Annotated in this window: 14 protein-coding genes and 1 pseudogene; 9 read left to right on the plus strand and 6 right to left on the minus strand. The window is 42.2% G+C overall.

All coding sequences use genetic code 11. The annotated features are described in order from the left end of the window. Positions 1–262: 262 nt before the first annotated feature. On the minus strand, positions 263–1,642 hold the full coding sequence (lysC, locus tag AAC155_RS17540) for a lysine-sensitive aspartokinase 3 (RefSeq protein ID WP_113043538.1): 1,380 nt from the start codon (positions 1,640–1,642) through the stop codon (positions 263–265). 299 nt (positions 1,643–1,941) lie between these two features. Between lysC and pgi the strand changes: the two genes are divergently transcribed. The 3 genes from pgi (at position 1,942) to ubiA (ending at position 5,297) form a co-directional block, all read left to right on the plus strand. Next, a complete protein-coding gene (pgi, locus tag AAC155_RS17545) occupies positions 1,942–3,588 on the plus strand; it encodes a glucose-6-phosphate isomerase (RefSeq protein WP_113043539.1) in 1,647 nt (548 codons plus the stop codon). A 313-nt stretch (positions 3,589–3,901) separates the two neighbouring features. Next, positions 3,902–4,408: a chorismate lyase gene (gene ubiC / locus AAC155_RS17550; protein ID WP_113043540.1), complete on the plus strand. Its 507-nt coding sequence runs from the start codon at positions 3,902–3,904 to the stop codon at positions 4,406–4,408. Between the two features lie 34 nt (positions 4,409–4,442). Continuing rightward, the gene (gene ubiA, locus AAC155_RS17555; protein WP_191214907.1) at positions 4,443–5,297 is read left to right on the plus strand and encodes a 4-hydroxybenzoate octaprenyltransferase; all 855 of its coding nucleotides are present in this window, start codon (positions 4,443–4,445) and stop codon (positions 5,295–5,297) included. A 52-nt stretch (positions 5,298–5,349) separates the two neighbouring features. Here the strand turns inward: ubiA and plsB are convergent, their stop codons facing one another. After that, a complete protein-coding gene (plsB, locus tag AAC155_RS17560; RefSeq protein ID WP_113043542.1) occupies positions 5,350–7,806 on the minus strand; it encodes a glycerol-3-phosphate 1-O-acyltransferase PlsB in 2,457 nt (818 codons plus the stop codon). Between the two features lie 129 nt (positions 7,807–7,935). Here plsB and AAC155_RS17565 point away from each other — a divergent pair, with 129 nt between their 5' ends. Together AAC155_RS17565 and lexA are read left to right on the plus strand one after the other, a co-directional pair. Beyond that, positions 7,936–8,307: a diacylglycerol kinase gene (locus AAC155_RS17565; protein WP_113043543.1), complete on the plus strand. Its 372-nt coding sequence runs from the start codon at positions 7,936–7,938 to the stop codon at positions 8,305–8,307. Positions 8,308–8,426: 119 nt separating this feature from the next. Beyond that, positions 8,427–9,032 carry a transcriptional repressor LexA gene (gene lexA / locus AAC155_RS17570; protein WP_112877396.1) on the plus strand — a complete coding sequence of 202 codons (606 nt, stop codon included), beginning with the start codon at positions 8,427–8,429 and terminating at the stop codon, positions 9,030–9,032. 284 nt (positions 9,033–9,316) lie between these two features. On the opposite strand, the gene zur is transcribed toward lexA, so the two are convergent. Continuing rightward, a complete protein-coding gene (gene zur / locus AAC155_RS17575) occupies positions 9,317–9,829 on the minus strand; it encodes a zinc uptake transcriptional repressor Zur (RefSeq protein ID WP_113043544.1) in 513 nt (170 codons plus the stop codon). Positions 9,830–10,048: 219 nt separating this feature from the next. Here zur and AAC155_RS17580 point away from each other — a divergent pair, with 219 nt between their 5' ends. Next, positions 10,049–11,191, plus strand: a complete 1,143-nt coding sequence (locus tag AAC155_RS17580) for a DUF1266 domain-containing protein (protein ID WP_113043545.1) — start codon at positions 10,049–10,051, stop codon at positions 11,189–11,191. 202 nt (positions 11,192–11,393) lie between these two features. Here the strand turns inward: AAC155_RS17580 and AAC155_RS17585 are convergent, their stop codons facing one another. Then, on the minus strand, positions 11,394–12,584 hold the full coding sequence (locus tag AAC155_RS17585) for a lactate oxidase (protein ID WP_113043546.1): 1,191 nt from the start codon (positions 12,582–12,584) through the stop codon (positions 11,394–11,396). 499 nt (positions 12,585–13,083) lie between these two features. Here AAC155_RS17585 and AAC155_RS17590 point away from each other — a divergent pair, with 499 nt between their 5' ends. Both AAC155_RS17590 and AAC155_RS17595 read left to right on the plus strand, forming a co-directional pair. After that, entirely contained in the window at positions 13,084–13,920 is an 837-nt protein-coding gene (locus AAC155_RS17590) for a gp53-like domain-containing protein (RefSeq protein ID WP_113043547.1), read from the plus strand. A gap of 2 nt (positions 13,921–13,922) precedes the next feature. Then, positions 13,923–14,348, plus strand: a complete 426-nt coding sequence (locus AAC155_RS17595; RefSeq protein ID WP_113043548.1) for a tail fiber assembly protein — start codon at positions 13,923–13,925, stop codon at positions 14,346–14,348. A gap of 131 nt (positions 14,349–14,479) precedes the next feature. On the opposite strand, the gene AAC155_RS17600 is transcribed toward AAC155_RS17595, so the two are convergent. Then, entirely contained in the window at positions 14,480–14,635 is a 156-nt protein-coding gene (locus tag AAC155_RS17600) for a hypothetical protein (RefSeq protein WP_228902091.1), read from the minus strand. A gap of 1 nt (position 14,636) precedes the next feature. After that, positions 14,637–15,090, minus strand: a pseudogene (locus AAC155_RS24550) (type II toxin-antitoxin system RelE/ParE family toxin). A gap of 488 nt (positions 15,091–15,578) precedes the next feature. On the opposite strand from AAC155_RS24550, the gene dusA reads away from it, so the two are divergent. Further along, positions 15,579–16,616, plus strand: coding sequence for a tRNA dihydrouridine(20/20a) synthase DusA (gene dusA, locus AAC155_RS17620; RefSeq protein WP_191214909.1), 1,038 nt, complete (start codon positions 15,579–15,581; stop codon positions 16,614–16,616). Positions 16,617–16,713 lie beyond the last annotated feature (97 nt).

Below are 16,713 nucleotides of genomic sequence, written 5' to 3' on the forward strand. Positions count from 1 at the left end.
ATTTTCCATCCCTCAATATAATTAAATGTGTAAGTGAAAATGCTAACTAATTCACACAGGGATTTACAACAGAAACTATTTAAAAAGAGATAGAAAAATTAAAATAAATTTTTCATGATCCTGCCGGTGAATCTGCATTTCCGTACTAAAGAAAATGAAGAAAGAGGGAGTATTACTATTATGAGGTTGCTGTAGCAGTGTAGTATAAGATTCCGCTCAGTCTTTTGGCTGAGCGAAATATCAAATACCTGAAAAATTATACTTATTCAAACAAACGCTGATGAAGTGTTTGAACAATTTGCTCTGCATCTTTACCTTGAACAAGCAAGCATAGGTTATGGTTACTGGCGCCATGACTGATCATACGAAGATTGAATCTTTCCAGCACACTAAAAACCTTTTTTCCTAATCCGTTGGTTTGAGAAAGCTGATTACCAATAATTGCCACCAGCGCCAGATCTTCTTCCACTTCAACCCGACACAGTGTCGAAAGCTCCGTCATCAATGCATTGGTCAGCAGGCTGCCATTTGTGCTAGCGGAGCCAGTGGTGTCGAGTGTTAATGCCACATTGACTTCGGAGGTGGTGATCAAATCCACTGAGATATTATGGCGTGACAAAATGGTAAATATTTCAGCCAAAAACCCCTGTGCGTGTAGCATTTTCAGGCTGTGTAGTGTCAATAACGTCTGTTTCTGGCGCAGGGTAATAGCGCGGAACTGTGGTGGGGCTTCTGTGGTATCACAAACCAGCGTACCGCCGGCCTGTGGGTTTTTGCTAGAGCCGACAAATACTGGAATGCCACAGCGAATAGCAGGAAACAGGGTTGCCGGATGTAGGATTTTGGCGCCAAAGGTTGCCATCTCCGCCGCTTCATCAAAGGCAATCTTATCAATTCGTTGGGCAGTTGGAACGACTCGCGGGTCAGTGGTATAAATGCCCGGAACATCTGTCCAGATATCAACGCGTTTCAGGCCAAGGGCTTCTCCCAAGAGTGCCGCAGTATAATCGCTGCCACCGCGCCCCAGTGTAGTGGTACGGCCGTTCTCTTCACGACCAATAAAACCTTGGGTGACAACCAGGCTATTTTTCAGATGTGGTAAGAGATGTTCCGTTGCCAACGATTGAAGTTGTTCATGGTTTGGTTCTGCACGGCCAAAACTATCGTCGGTATACATCACTTTGCGTATATCAAACCATTCGGCATTTTTCCCTCGCTGGCGGAGCAATTCGGTAAACAATCGTGTGGACATCAGTTCACCGTGGCTGACTAATTCATCTGTCAGAGCCGCAGAGGTTGCCAGAGATGCGGCTTTAGCAAGGGTTTTAAGATTTTCCAGTAGACGATCAATCTCTTGACGAATCGTATCGGATTCATGCAAACGATCAATAATTGCGTATTGAATGGAGTGGATCTGTTTCAAGTAGTCAGCCCGCTTATCTGCATCGCAGCCTTCCGCTAATGTAACTAATAAGTTTGTTATACCGGCAGAAGCAGACAGCACAACCACACGCACTGCTTTATTTGCCAGTACGATATCTGCACTGTTATTCATGGCATCGAAATTTGCCACGCTGGTACCACCAAATTTTGCGACTACATGCCCGCCAATTTCTGGGCATTGGGATGAAACAGCACTCATTGCGATAACCTTCTGTTAACTGGATAGTCTTTTAGAAATATCGGGTTAACGGGTTTGAGTCAATGGAGTGAAGAGTGACATCAATATCTTTCATGACGCGATGAAAATCATAAAATAAATTGAGGATAGTAGAGAGGGGCGATTGTTTTTTGTACGCTTCGGCAAATGGAACTAGAAAAACTTAATCGTTTTGACCAATATCAGCGATTAAAGGAAAAGAGGCTCGAATCACAGAATTACAGGTTACAATCTTTCTTTAACTCCCAATTAATTACAGTCAGTTGATAGAGAGCATAGCTATGAAAAACATCAATCCTAGTCAAACCTCAGCTTGGAAAGCGTTAGAACAACATTTTGCGCAGATAAAGGATATTCACCTACGTGAATTGTTTGAACAGGAACCAAATCGTTTTGCTAAGTTCTCAGCAACATTCGATGACCAGATCCTGGTAGATTTTTCAAAAAATCGCATCACAACGGAGACATTAGAAAAATTACAGGCACTTGCTAAAGAGACGGATGTTGCCGGGGCGATTCGCGGTATGTTTTCGGGTGAGAAAATTAACCGTACGGAAGATCGCGCTGTATTGCATATTGCGCTACGTAATCGTAGCAACACCCCGATTGTGGTTGATGGGGAAGATGTTATGCAGCAAGTCAACGCGGTGTTGGCAAAAATGAAAGATTTCAGTGAACGCGTAATTAATGGCGAGTGGAAAGGTTATACCGGTAGGGTGATTACTGATGTGGTGAATATCGGTATCGGTGGTTCAGATCTTGGCCCTTATATGGTGACGGAAGCGCTGAAACCTTATAAGAATCACTTGAATATGCATTTTGTTTCTAATGTTGATGGAACCCATATTGCAGAAACCTTGAAAGCACTTAACCCGGAAACGACGCTGTTTCTCATTGCTTCCAAGACGTTCACTACTCAGGAAACGATGACCAATGCTCATTCTGCCCGTGACTGGTTCCTAAAAAGTGCGGGTGATGAAGGGCATATTGCAAAGCATTTTGCGGCGCTTTCCACAAATGGACAGGAAGTTAAGCAATTTGGTATTGATACCAAAAATATGTTTGAGTTTTGGGATTGGGTTGGCGGCCGTTATTCGTTGTGGTCAGCGATTGGTTTGTCTATCGCACTCTCTGTTGGGTTTGAAAATTTTGAACAATTGCTTAGTGGCGCGCATGCAATGGATCAGCATGTTGCCAATACTCCATTTGAGCAGAATATTCCTGTATTGCTGGCGTTAATTGGTATTTGGTACAACAATTTCTTTGGCGCAGAAACTGAAGCGATTCTGCCATATGATCAGTACATGCATCGCTTTGCTGCCTATTTTCAGCAAGGCAATATGGAATCCAATGGTAAATATGTCGATCGCAATGGTCATCCAGTGGATTACCAAACCGGCCCAATCATCTGGGGAGAGCCTGGAACAAATGGTCAGCACGCGTTTTATCAGCTTATCCATCAGGGAACTAAACTGATCCCTTGCGATTTTATTGCGCCAGCCATCAGCCATAACCCATTGAGTGATCATCACAGCAAATTGTTATCTAACTTTTTTGCTCAGACAGAAGCATTAGCCTTTGGTAAATCTCGTGAGCAGGTGGATGCTGAATTTGTCGCCAATGGTAAAACGGCGGTTGAAGTTGAACATGTTGCGCCATTTAAAGTGTTTGAAGGAAATCGCCCGACTAATTCTATTCTGTTACGTGAAATTACCCCATTTAGCTTGGGGGTGTTGATTGCCATGTATGAACACAAAATATTTGTGCAAGGGGCGATTCTTAACATCTTTACTTTTGACCAGTGGGGAGTTGAATTGGGTAAGCAATTGGCTAACCGTATTTTGCCAGAACTTAAGGATGATAATAGGGTTGTCAGCCACGATAGCTCGACAAATGGGTTGATTAACCGTTTTAAAGCATGGCGTTAATCACTTATTCTGAGTCAGAAACTTAATTGATATGAGCGAATTATATTCATCATAATTCGCTTATTTTGGGTCAACAATATTTATACCCGTCATCTTTCAAGTTACCTCTTTGTTGGCTGCACTCGCTCACCCCGGTCACATCGTTATCTATGCTCCCGGGGATTCACTCCCTTGCCGTCGCGATGCATCTTGAAATCCATAGGGTATATAGAATTTGTTATAACTTTTTATTCTGTATACCTGCAACGTGGTATTCTCTGCGGTTATCAATTGTACTGTCGGATGAAAGAAATTTGTCCTAATGGAAAAGCGTATGTCAACTGACTCAATATTAACAATGGTGCCTATTCAGTGGCTTTCGGTAGATTCGCCCGTTTTGCCTGATGAGGTTTTAGACTGGTTGATGGAGTTGGGCTCAATGACCCGCCGTTTTGAGCAATACTGCAACTGTGTTCGTATCATACCATTCAGAGAATGTTTTATTACCGAGGAACAACTTTCTGATGAAAGTGAGCGTTTGCTAACGGGTCAACGATATTGGCTGCGTGAGATCGTACTGTGTGGTGATAATATCCCTTGGCTATTGGGGCGGACGTTAATCCCTGAAGCAACATTAACCGGTCCTGATGAAAGTTTGGTTGATTTAGGAACAGTCCCACTGGGGCGATATCTTTTTAGTGGTAATAAATTGACGCGGGACTATATTCATGTAGGGCAGCAGGGCAACCGTTGGGCAAGACGATCATTGCTGAGGTTATCAGGCAAGCCATTATTATTAACCGAAGTCTTTTTACCTGAATCACCTGTGTATAAAAGGTAAAATTTAAAAGGGGGAAACAGAAGTGGCGGGAAGTATGGCGCAAAGTAAATGGCAGGCCTATTGCCGTTTAGTGCGCATTGATAAACCTATAGGTGCATTATTGTTGTTGTGGCCGACTTTCTGGGCTTTATGGATAGCTGGGAAAGGGATTCCAGATATGCACATATTATTGATCTTTACTGTCGGTGTGTTTCTGATGCGTGCGGCAGGGTGTGCAATCAATGATTTTGCTGACAGAAAATTTGATGGTTATGTTGAACGCACAAAAACACGTCCTCTGCCGAGTGGTGCTATCAGCGAGAAAGAGAGCAAGATCCTATTTGTCGTACTGGCGCTGGTTTCTTTCGGGTTGGTGCTGACCCTGAATAAAATGGCTATCTGGTTGTCAGTCGTTGGCTTGGCTCTGGCTTGGCTTTACCCCTTTGTTAAACGGTTTAGTCATCTTCCTCAGTTTGTACTGGGAGCCGCTTACGGTTGGGCTGTTCCTATGGGATTTGCGGCAGTTAGTGAGTCCTTACCACTAGAGTGTTGGTTGTTATTTCTGGTTAATATCTTCTGGTCAGTTATTTATGATACACAGTATGCGATGATCGATCGAAATGATGATCTAAAAATTGGCGTGAAGTCCACCGCCATTCTGTTTGGTCGTTTCGACAAGTTGATTATTGGATTATTGCAACTCGCTATGTTACTGGTGCTGGTGCTGGTGGGTTATATGATGAATCTGGGCGGTATCTACTATTGGTCACTGTTGCTTGCGGGCACTTTATTTATTTATCAGCAGAAACTGCTCGCTGGTCGGGAAAGAGAGCTTTGTTTCCAGGCATTCCTCAATAATAACTACGTTGGTCTGGTACTATTCCTTGGCATCTTCTTCAGCTATGTCTGAAACATCTGGTGATAATGTGAATAACAACCATTATCACCAGTATTTAAGAAGATTATCCTTCCTTAGTACTCTCGTCGGTATCGTTATGCTCTGGTGGCAAACTGACGCTCTCGATAGTAAGACGAATCTCAGGTGACATCAGTTCACCTAATACCTGATACAGCTCCTGGGTATTTGCCGTAATCGCATTACCACTGTCACTGATATAACCTTCTTCACGCAGTGTATGGACCGACGTAGTAAATACCGCCTTATCAAAGAATTCAGGTGCGTTGATGCCATGTAATACCGACAAACGTTGCGCTAACATCCGACTCTCTTTTTCCAGCACTCCCCGGCTGATTACTGGGTTGGCGTTCAGTAAAGAGAGTGTGATGGCATAACGTTGCAGTGTTTCACGGATGCCAGCTGCCAGCAATTGCAGGGGGCGGATACGTGCTGGATTAAGCACCAGCATGCCATGCTCCTTGTTACAGATAAGGCACTGGCGGGTCAGTTCGTTGATCAGCGTATTAACCACTTCTGGCAGCTCTGTTTTGCTATAACGCATAAACAGCTCGGCTTTAAGGAGTGGATAAATGATCGCGACCTGGCTTAACAGCGCTTCGCGGCTGATACGGCGATGATGAATAACGATGCAGGCAATCAGTGATGGCAGTACTAATAGATGTTGAATATTGTTGCGGTAGTAGGTCATCAAAACTGCACGATCACGTGGCAGAATGATAATGTCACCCATGCTGTCTTTGTCTACCTCGAACTTATCCATTTGCAGAGCGTGTTCTAGCAACTCTTCCGCGGTTTTCTTTGGTACGGTGACATCAGCAGCGTAAGGCGCATTGTGCATGAGCTGTATATAACAATCCAGTTGCTCAAGCAGTTGCTCACGAGTGAGTGCTCGCTGACGTGACGAAAGCAGGGCAGTGGAACACAAGTTAATTGCGTTAGCCGCCGCTGTGTTGTTGATGTTTACCATAATCTTCTCAGACAGTTGACTGACTGTCGGATTGAACCATTCGGGGCGATGGAATTCTATTGGATCAATAGAATCGCGCCAGCTAGGAACATGGTTGTTAAGGTATTGGATCAACGGGATGGGTTCGCCAAAGTTGACGTAGCCTTGCCCCAGATTACGAAGTTTGCGCAAACCGCGTATCATCTGGAAAAAGCCCTCTTTCTCTTTGGTTGCACCACGCAGCTCTTTGGCATAGGTGGCAACTTCCATCACATGCTCGTAGCCGATATAAATCGGAATAATGGTAATTGGGCGTGATTCGCCTCTCAACAGCGCCTGTAACGTCATGGACAGCGTACCCGTTTTGGGATCGAGTAAGCGACCTGTCCTGGAGCGACCGCCTTCCATAAAGTATTCAACAGAATAACCTCGGGCAAATAATTCACCTAGATATTCCCGGAATATCGTGGCGTAGAGCTTATTACCCTTAAATGTGCGGCGGATGAAAAATGCACCAAGGCGGCGGAATATTGGCCCTGCCGGCCAAAAATTTAGGTTGATGCCAGCGGCAATATGGGGCGGTACCAAGCCCTGATGGTAGAGCACGTAGGAGAGCAGCAAATAATCCATGTGGCTACGGTGGCAGGGCGCATAAACCAGTTCGTGACCATCCTGTGCCAGACGGCGGATGCGTTCAGCATTGTGAACATTGATCCCTTGATACAGACGGTTCCAGGTCCAACCTAGTACACGGCCTGACAGCCGTAACGTTTCATAAGAGAAATTCGCAGCAATCTCTTCCATCATGTTAATGGCATTCTGTCGGGCTTTCTCATGTGAGATTTTCTTGGTACGGGCCTCATCAGAGACTGACTTTTCTATTGCTTTTGAAGCCAGCAATTTGTTAAACAGCTCTTGCCGAACCGGCAGGCGTGGGCCAACGGCTGCCAGGCGTTGACGTGAATAGTGCATTCGTGCCACACGAGCCAGCTTATGGGCAATAGTCTTGTCAGTACCATGCTCAGTTGCCATATAGCGTAGAGATACTGTGTTTGAAAAGCGCACAAAACTATCTCGGCCTAGCCAGAGAATAGCAAAGAATTTTTGGATACCATTGAGTAGCCGCAAATGTGGTGTGCTCTGCCCTTCGCGCCCGGGGGAACGGCCGAACATGACAGAAACTGGCAGCATTTGAATATCCAGATTGGGATTATTGCGATGCAGATCCAGATAATCATGGAAAATTTTTACGGATTCCTGCTTTGGTGCACAATAGCGGAATACACGTGGACCATTATCGATAAAGACATAGCTGGGAAGTTCAGTGTCACCAATCTCCAGTAAATTTAATGGGTCCGGCAGATCCTGCTCAAGACATTGCTGACGTAATGCCAGTAAGTCTGCTTTGGAGTGATACGGTAGTACGTACAGAATTGGGCGTGTCGTATCGAGCCGCAATTCAGTAATCGGATCTGTAGGGATAAGTTTGCTTTTTACCAGTATTTTTAGTGGTAAATTCAATAATTTATAATATATTTTACGCCAACTTGACATAAATATCTTGAAGCCTCTTGTTAGCAACACGTTGCCAGCATACCAGAAACGGGTGTTGAGATCTGTTGTGTTAAGACAATAATAAGAGTGGAAAGTGTCAAATAACCTTATATTTGGTGTGAATAATTTATGGCGAATCAATCCAAGGGCTTGGCCCGTATCATTAAAGCAATCGTATATTCGGTGAAGGGTATTAGGGCAACATGGCAAAATGAAGCGGCTTTCCGTCAGGAAATAATTTTAGCGATATTGGCTATGATGGTTGCATTTTATCTGGATATCGGCGCTATTGAACGCATTTTACTGATTGGTTCAGTGATGCTGGTGTTGATTATGGAAATCCTGAATAGTGCTATTGAAGCCGTTGTTGACCGTATTGGCAGTGAGTTCCATGAATTGTCCGGTCGTGCGAAAGATATGGGATCGGCGGCTGTCTTTCTGACGATGATGCTGTCATTAATTGTCTGGGGAACCATCCTTTGGCGCTATTTTATGGTCTGATTTGGTTTAATAATTAGGTATTATATTATAATTGGCTGATTTTCTGCCTTAGTAGGTTCCCAATCGTTATTTAGCTGTATATACTTACATATTGACTGTATAAACAAACAGGGGACGAAATGAAAGCACTTACCGCAAGGCAGCAGCAAGTTTATGACTTGGTGCGTGACCATATTTCGCAAACAGGTATGCCGCCAACGCGTGCTGAAATTGCAGCACGTCTTGGCTTTCGTTCACCTAATGCGGCTGAAGAGCATTTAAAAGCATTGGCTCGTAAAGGGGTGATAGAGATTGTTGCAGGGGCATCTAGGGGAATCCGTTTGCTGTTGGAAGAATCTGGTTTACCGTTAATTGGCCGTGTAGCCGCAGGTGAACCACTGTTGGCACAGGAGCATATTGAAAGTCATTATCAGGTTGATCCTGCATTGTTTAAGCCAAGTGCAGATTTCCTGTTGCGGGTCAGCGGAATGTCTATGAAAGATGTTGGGATTATGGATGGTGATCTGCTGGCTGTGCATAAAACACAAGATGTTCGTAATGGGCAGATTATTGTTGCCCGCATTGAAGATGAAGTAACGGTAAAACGTTTTAAACAGACTGGAAATAAAGTTGAATTGTTGGCAGAAAACCCCGAATTTAAGCCAATTGTGGTGGATTTGCGTGAGCAGAGCCTGACAATTGAAGGATTGGCGGTTGGGGTGATTCGTAACGCTAACTGGTCCTGATAGTAAAATATCAAGTTGTTGTTTTTGGAATTGTTAAAGAATTGCAATATTCCGACAGAATCATGTTGTTGAATTTATCGTTGTAATTATCTTAAACGTGATTCTGCGGTTGTTTATTTCAGTCTGACTCTGTACCAAAAGTAAGTATCTACTTACTATACCTCATGAATTTCAAGATGCTTCGCGATGGCAAGGGAGCGAATCCCCGGGAGCATAGCGAACGATGTGACCGGGGTGAGTGAGTGCAGCCAACAAAGAGGCAACTTGAAAGATGACGGGTATATCTATTTCTTTTTACTTCCTTCAATTCTGTGGTCATGCTGGCACTCATCTCGTTTAATACAGGATTCGATCTCTTCACAAGGTGAACATAAGCCATGCGCTTCGATGATGGTATGGCGTAAACTGAACCCGGCTGTTTTTGCTAACTGTTGGATGGCGGATTCAACGGTTCCACCATCTCGCTCTGTAACAGAACCACAACGGTCACAAATAAACATTGCTGAAGTGTGGCTTGGCTGTTCAATATGGTGACATAGGACATAACTGTTGGTGGATTCTATTTTATGAATAAACCCCTGTTCCAACAGAAATTCCAGTGCCCGATATATGGTAGGTGGTTTGGCCTGTGGTTCTGCTTCCCGTAGCAAATCCAGTAAATCATAAGCACTGATTGCCCCGGGTTGCTCTGAAATGAGACGCAGAACCTCAAGCCGCTGCGGAGTAAAGCGGACTCCACGAGCCTGGCAAATAACTTCGGCCTGTTCCAGTAACTTTTTTTGATTAATCAATTTCATTACGCCTCTTACAACCAGTACGATGATAATATTGTGATGTTATCATGTTTCTTCAATAGAAAATATTATCCAGAAAAGTTCATTGTGATTGTCCCCTGATGGAGTTAATTTGGCTAAATTGGTACTCAGTAGCAAAAATAATGTTTTCTTGAAGTTTATGATAATACAGACAAGAATTATCGTATATGACAGATAATTTTCGGAAAGGAAGCATTTGTGATGAAAGAGCTTTTACAAAATCAGCCTCATTATAGACAGTTCCCCGTTAAAGGCTATCAGGTAATGAAGCATATTATCTCTGAAAAAAGAAAGTTGCCTTTTCTAAGTGCATTATATACGTTGATTAATATTTTATTTGTAATTGCAGTATGTATGGGTATTGTATTATCTGTAGTAATTGTTTTATTTATAATAGGTCATGTATCTGTCCCTAATACGGACTATTTACTTCTGGCACAAGTAGGCGGTATAGCATTATTTGGCGTAATGTTACTCTCGGTTATTATTTATCGCATTGTTAAGCGCCCAAAATGGGAACAACGGCGTTATTATCAACAAGCTGGTTTATCTCTTTTACCAGAAGATAAACGTCAGGTATTACGACTAAATATTGTTAGTGACTATTGGCTAGGTTTTTGGAGTGAAACTCTAGAGCATTATCCTCTACAGTCACGGGTTGCCCATGATAGCTATCGTTACTGTCTGCTTCCATTATCTCCGACTCAGGAACATCAATCCCAATTATACAGCGACTGGGGAATTATTGATGAAGAGGGGTATATGAAAATGCTAACAGGTTTGTGGGAGGGGGTACATTCAAAACATTTTGCTATTGATGCTGCTCTTAGTGATGGGAAAATGTTTAAAGTGCTTGCCAAATTAGTTGAAGTAACACCTGACTATATTCATAAATGTGCCAAACCTATTAATAAACGTCCTCCAGCATTAGTGTGGGGATTTGATTTGTGGCTTGCAATTGTTTTAAGTCGTAACTGTTTTTGTGCCGGTTATATCAGTGAAGAAGTCGCATGGAAAAATATGCTGAAAACCGCTGATTATATTTATGAAATCTTCGGTAGTTTTGATGAGTTTTATACAAACTTTCGGCTAGGCAATGCTTACTGGAGTAATGATTTTGATCGGTCTAAAGAGCGGCTGGAACAATTTAATTATTATAAGTCACATTGCGACTGGCCAATTGCTAGTTTGCCGTGGCCTGAACCAAAAGGCGTTATTATGGAAAGTCAGATGATGACAGGTTTTTCTGCATTAGTAGAAGATGTTTTACGCAGTAACATGGAAGAACAACAAAGTTATGAATTTGATATTACTGAGCTGTCAGCGTCTCGTGTACTCCATTAATATTTACATGAAACATTTCCCCTTGAAGAACATTTCAAGGGGAAGCCGATAATTAATAATAGGAAATAATGGTGTAAAGTGAGAGAACGGATTTTTTCATTATGGTATCTATTATTTCTAAAGGTAACATAATTTACCCCGTTTCCTGAAATCACCTGTTTCAAATGAAACGGGGCCAATATTTGCTTTATTAGTTAATGGGTTAAATCAAACTAATAAATTTTCTCTCTATATCCTTAATGGCTGCACATCCTGCCAGCTTCATGCTAAGTTTCAGCTCATCCTTCAATAGGTTTAAAATGGAAGTTACACCTGGTGCTCCACCCAATGCTAGCGCATACAAAATGGGCCTACCGATAGCGACAGCTTTGGCACCCAATGCGAGCGCTTTAAACACATGGGTACCACGGCGGATGCCTCCGTCTAGATAGACTGGAATTTTAGATCCAACAGCTTCAATAATGTGCGGTAATGAAGCAATTGCTGCCGGGACAGTATCCAACTGCCGGCCACCGTGATTAGAAACTTGAATCGCTGCGGCACCGTGATTAATACACTCTTTAGCATTTTCGGCAGATTGAATACCTTTCACGATGATTGGAAGACCTGATTCTTTGGCGAGGAATTCGAGGTCATTAAAATCAAGATCCCGTTTAAATAGCGTTGTAATCTCTGATAAGGTTGCCCCTGCGGGAACGCCTGGAATATTAGGAAATGGTAATGAATGTGGGAAGACAAATTTATTACGTTTATCGGTTTCTCTATTACCACTCCACTCTAAATCGACCGTAAAGACGATTGCGGTTGCCCCCATCGCTTTGGCTCGGCGTATCATTTCGCGGGTAATGCCCATATCTTTGGTAAAATAAATTTGGAACCATTTGGGGCCATTACTCACTTTCGCTATCTCTTCAAGAGGTGAATTAGATAGAGTTTGTGCAGTAAACAGGGTACCGGCAGCGGCAGCGCCTCTCGCTGTTCCCAATTCAGCGGTAGTATGAGATAGCCCATGTGCTGCCATTGGGGGAATGAAAATAGGCATATCCACTTTACTGCCGAACAATTCGGTTGTTGTGTCAGGCTCTTTTACTCCTGCGAGATAGCGGGGAATAATTTGGAAATCGTCAAAGGCTCTGGTGTTTTCACGTAGAGTCCATTCATCACCTGAACCGCTGCTGATATAGCCAAATTGGGGGGCTGGAATCAATTTACGTGCTTCTTCTTCCAAGTCATAAAGATTAATAATATCAAGGGATTTTTCTGCACTATTTGTTTTATAGGCTCTTGTCGGTTTTATGTTAGCAGTTGCGGCGTTGGCTGAGGATGCAGCGGATAGTGTACTGGCAGCAGCAAGACTTAATCCTCCAACTATGACGTCTCTTCTTGATGGCATATAATTTTCCCTTACTTAGTAGGTTTAATAAGTATTGACAATAGAGTTTGTCCACATATTAAGAATAGACCTATTCTGAATAATTCAAGCTAATAAATCCTCAATAATGTTTTTATAAGCTGATCGATCCTATTGGAACTGTCGGTTTTTTGTTGTGAGAGGAGCATCACAAAACTCAGATTAAAATATGGAGGCTTATTTTCTCTGCTTACCTGAATTTTTGGGAATGGTTCAAATAGAGGGACTTTCGGATGCTGAATGTAAATGAATAGTTTAGGTATAAATTTGGCTTCAGGTATTGATCTATTAACGGCATCAACTATAAGAAAATAATTAATTTCTCTAAGTTATAAAAATATTTCATCATTCTTTATCAGAAAAAGTCTATTATTGAAATGCGATCTAAAAATCATATGCGATGATCAAGTGGGTATTTTTATTTTCATTAATTCAAAGTTTTATTTAATGAAAAAATAAGTTTTTTCCTTAAGGAGAACTCATGAGTAATAAAAATGACTTTAAAGCTTTTTCTATTAGTCAGGATGCTAATGTTGTTTCTCAAGGAGAATATGAAGAAAGTCAGGAATTGAATACGGGAATTCCCCCTAATATTATTTCCATTGGTTTATTAAATAAGGTTTTGCGTCAGTCGTCAACGATATCATCGGTGGTGGCTAATTTTATCTCTACACAATGTAGTGATGATGTTTTGGATGATGGCGATATAGACAAGCTCACCACCCAATTAAATATCGCTTTAGAGCAAAAAGCTTTAACCGAGATTCCAAGTGCTTCATTAACACAAAAAGGTGTTATTCAACTTACAGATGTACTTGGTGATAGTAATACTCTGGCAGTCACACAAAAGCTTGTCCAGGACATGATAACTTCGTTAAGTGAAAGTATTAATAGCAGAGTGCCTAATATCCGGCAGGTGAATGGTAAGGAGTTGTCTGCGGATATTGATCTGGATGCCGTGGATATCGGGGTATACACAAAAGAAGAAGTAGACAATGAAGTTAATGCCAAAGGTAATAGGAATAGTGCCAGTAAAGCGATTAATGGTTGGTGGAGATGTGGAGATACAGGCGTTATCTATCAATGGGGGCGTACTAAGGTCATTGATGCTGGCTATATAGAACGTATTCAATTACCAATTAGTTTTTCCAATACGCATTACGCCGTCAATATTAATGCTATTCAAAGTAAAATGGGTTTTATGGGGGCATCTGTTGGCTATGTAAATGTAATTGATAATTCATCTTTCGATTTATTAAATTCTTGGGTAAATGCCAAATGGGATAGCCCATTCTTTTGGATAGCGATAGGATATTAATTATGTATTATTACAGTGCAAAAACAAATGCTTTCTATCCGGTAGAATTGAAACAAAATTATATTGCTGCTGGTTCACTGCCGGATGATATTATAGAAGTCAGTAATGATATTTATCAGGAATATGCTGCTAATAATGCGCCAGAAGGAAAACACCGTGTAGCAAATAAAAACGGTTTGCCGGAATGGGCAGATATTCCTCCGCCAACGAAAGATGAATTACGGCAATATGCTGAACTCCAAAAACAACAACTCATCGCTGAGGCAACAAATCAAATTGCACCATTGCAAGATGCTGTTGATTTAGGTATTGCGACTGAGGAAGAGGAAATAGCTTTATTGGCATGGAAAGAATATAGGGTAATACTGAATCGGATAGATGTTTCACAGGCAATGGATATTGATTGGCCGGAAAAACCAGAGGGATAAATAAACGCAATTTTTCAATCTACTCTCCCCAAAAAATTGACTTGTTTGATTTTTTGGGGATATCCGATTTTAAACTTAATTCTTAATTGTTGATTATCTTTTGTAAACAGAGTTGTTGACAGGAGCCGGGTTTAAGTATTTCTACGGCAGGTAAAAAATAGCACAGAAGATTGGGCTATTGTGAAAGTTGTATCAAGAAAAAGTGCTTTGACTTGCATTTCTTCGGCATCTGCCGTACCAAGATCGGCATAAATGTTACCGCTGCTGACTTCGATATTGTGGTTCATATTATGTTCCTCTGGCATGGTTTTCTGCGATTTTCAATCGTTCACGAATTTTATCCGTATCTGGCTTAGGTGTTGCTATCCCTGTCGATGATTTCTTCTGAAATACATGCAGAACATAGATAGCAGTTATACCGCCCGGTAGGTGTCACCAATGTATACCCGTTATCTTTCAAGTTGCCTCTTTGTTGGCTGCACTCGTTCACCCCGGTCACATAGTTACCTATGCTCCCGGGGATTCACTCCCTTGCCGTCGCGATGCATCTTGAAATCCATAGGGTATAGTCTTCTACGACTTCTAATACACCGGCACCACCAAATCCTTTCAATGGCTTGGCCTGCGAATGTTTTCCTCCAGTCTGTGCAACATGTAGGGCATAACCAAAAATGTCTTGAACATCATCGGGAAGCGACTGGAGGGCTTTTTTACTACTACCAACCCAATAAAGAGGTTTCATTACGCGAGATTCTGTGCATTGATTTATACCTATATGGATATGAACTAACATAGATAGAAGGACAATGTGTAGTCAAATTGAGGGAGAAAATAGGAATAATCAGGTAACCTCGGAAGTCTTGGCGCAAGTATGAAGACTTTGGAACGTTATGCAGTAGCGTGTGGCGCGGTTATTAACTTACGTTCAATATCAGTAAAAGGAATGGGACTTTGGTCCCGTTTATCCCTTAAAGCCGAAATAATTATACTAAAGTAGTAAACGTACTCTGGGTGGGCTTTCCCCAAAAGATTCTTGATAGCAAATTGTACGGTTCTATCTTAAATCACCTGCGATACTTCTTACGTCAATTGTCAACGATACCTAATAGTGTCATCAGTACGGGGACGTTTCTCTATGTTATAGTAGGCCATAATTTAATATCATTCTCTGCTTTATATCCCTCTATTTATGGGGTATTGAGAATGTCAAAATAATCTAAAAGTATAGCAATGCATCAAAGTAAAGAAATTGAAAAAACGTTTAAATTCAGCGAGAAAGATAAAGAAACGGTCAAATATAGTCCTAACCGTTTCTCTGTAGCTCCCATGTTAGACTGGACAGATCGTCACTGCCGTTATTTCCATCGTTTATTAAGTCAGCAAACGCTGTTATATACCGAAATGGTGACGACCGGGGCGATTATTCATGGTAAAGGCGATTATCTGGCATACAGCGAACAAGAACATCCGATAGCATTACAACTGGGTGGCAGTGATCCGCAGGCGTTGGCGCATTGTGCGAAGATTGCTCAGGAACGTGGCTATGATGAAATTAATCTAAACGTCGGTTGTCCCTCTGATCGGGTGCAAAATGGTCGTTTTGGTGCTTGTCTGATGGGGGAAGCTGAACTGGTCGCTGATTGCGTTAAAGCCATGCAGGATGTGGTAAATGTGCCAGTGACAGTTAAAACCCGTATCGGTATTGATGAACAGGACAGTTACCAATTCCTATGTGATTTTATTGATGTTGTTGTGCAACGCAGTGGCTGCAATATATTTACCATTCATGCCCGTAAAGCTTGGCTTTCTGGCTTGAGCCCAAAAGAGAACCGTGAGATTCCACCGCTGGATTACCCACGAGTGTATCAATTGAAAAAGGATTTCCCTCAATTAACGATTGCTATTAATGGCGGTATTAAATCGCTGGAAGAAGCGAAACAGCATTTACAACATGTAGATGGCATTATGATTGGGCGTGAGGCTTATCAGAACCCGTCTATTCTGGCACAGGTTGATCATGAATTATTTGATGCTTCAATGCCGGTAGTTGATATCGTTGCGGTGGTCAAAGCACTTTATCCTTATATAGAGCAGGAACTATCAAAAGGAACATATTTAGGGCATATTACCCGTCATATTTTAGGTATTTTTCAAGGGATTCCGGGAGCACGCCAGTGGCGTCGTCATCTTAGTGAGAATGCACATAAACCGGGCGCAGATATTTCTGTTGTGGAGCAGGCGTTAGCTATGGTGACTGAGCGGATGTAATATCCGCTCATTTTACGGTTACAGGTATATACCCTATGGATTTCAAGATGGATCGCGGCGGCAAGGGAGCGAATCTCCGGGAGCATAGATAACTATG

Origin of the sequence: Photorhabdus sp. HUG-39, from assembly GCF_963878365.1 — a bacterium.
In the GTDB taxonomy this organism is placed as follows: domain Bacteria; phylum Pseudomonadota; class Gammaproteobacteria; order Enterobacterales; family Enterobacteriaceae; genus Photorhabdus; species Photorhabdus kayaii.

What these genes read in the sequence shown, in the direction of transcription:
- lysC (WP_113043538.1), bottom strand. Translation starts at nt 1,642, where the DNA reads ATGAGTGCTGTTTCATCCCAATGCCCAGAAATTGGCGGGCATGTAGTC.
- pgi (WP_113043539.1), top strand. Translation starts at nt 1,942, where the DNA reads ATGAAAAACATCAATCCTAGTCAAACCTCAGCTTGGAAAGCGTTAGAA.
- ubiC (WP_113043540.1), top strand. Translation starts at nt 3,902, where the DNA reads ATGTCAACTGACTCAATATTAACAATGGTGCCTATTCAGTGGCTTTCG.
- ubiA (WP_191214907.1), top strand. Translation starts at nt 4,443, where the DNA reads ATGGCGCAAAGTAAATGGCAGGCCTATTGCCGTTTAGTGCGCATTGAT.
- plsB (WP_113043542.1), bottom strand. Translation starts at nt 7,806, where the DNA reads ATGTCAAGTTGGCGTAAAATATATTATAAATTATTGAATTTACCACTA.
- AAC155_RS17565 (WP_113043543.1), top strand. Translation starts at nt 7,936, where the DNA reads ATGGCGAATCAATCCAAGGGCTTGGCCCGTATCATTAAAGCAATCGTA.
- lexA (WP_112877396.1), top strand. Translation starts at nt 8,427, where the DNA reads ATGAAAGCACTTACCGCAAGGCAGCAGCAAGTTTATGACTTGGTGCGT.
- zur (WP_113043544.1), bottom strand. Translation starts at nt 9,829, where the DNA reads ATGAAATTGATTAATCAAAAAAAGTTACTGGAACAGGCCGAAGTTATT.
- AAC155_RS17580 (WP_113043545.1), top strand. Translation starts at nt 10,049, where the DNA reads ATGAAAGAGCTTTTACAAAATCAGCCTCATTATAGACAGTTCCCCGTT.
- AAC155_RS17585 (WP_113043546.1), bottom strand. Translation starts at nt 12,584, where the DNA reads ATGCCATCAAGAAGAGACGTCATAGTTGGAGGATTAAGTCTTGCTGCT.
- AAC155_RS17590 (WP_113043547.1), top strand. Translation starts at nt 13,084, where the DNA reads ATGAGTAATAAAAATGACTTTAAAGCTTTTTCTATTAGTCAGGATGCT.
- AAC155_RS17595 (WP_113043548.1), top strand. Translation starts at nt 13,923, where the DNA reads ATGTATTATTACAGTGCAAAAACAAATGCTTTCTATCCGGTAGAATTG.
- AAC155_RS17600 (WP_228902091.1), bottom strand. Translation starts at nt 14,635, where the DNA reads ATGAACCACAATATCGAAGTCAGCAGCGGTAACATTTATGCCGATCTT.
- dusA (WP_191214909.1), top strand. Translation starts at nt 15,579, where the DNA reads ATGCATCAAAGTAAAGAAATTGAAAAAACGTTTAAATTCAGCGAGAAA.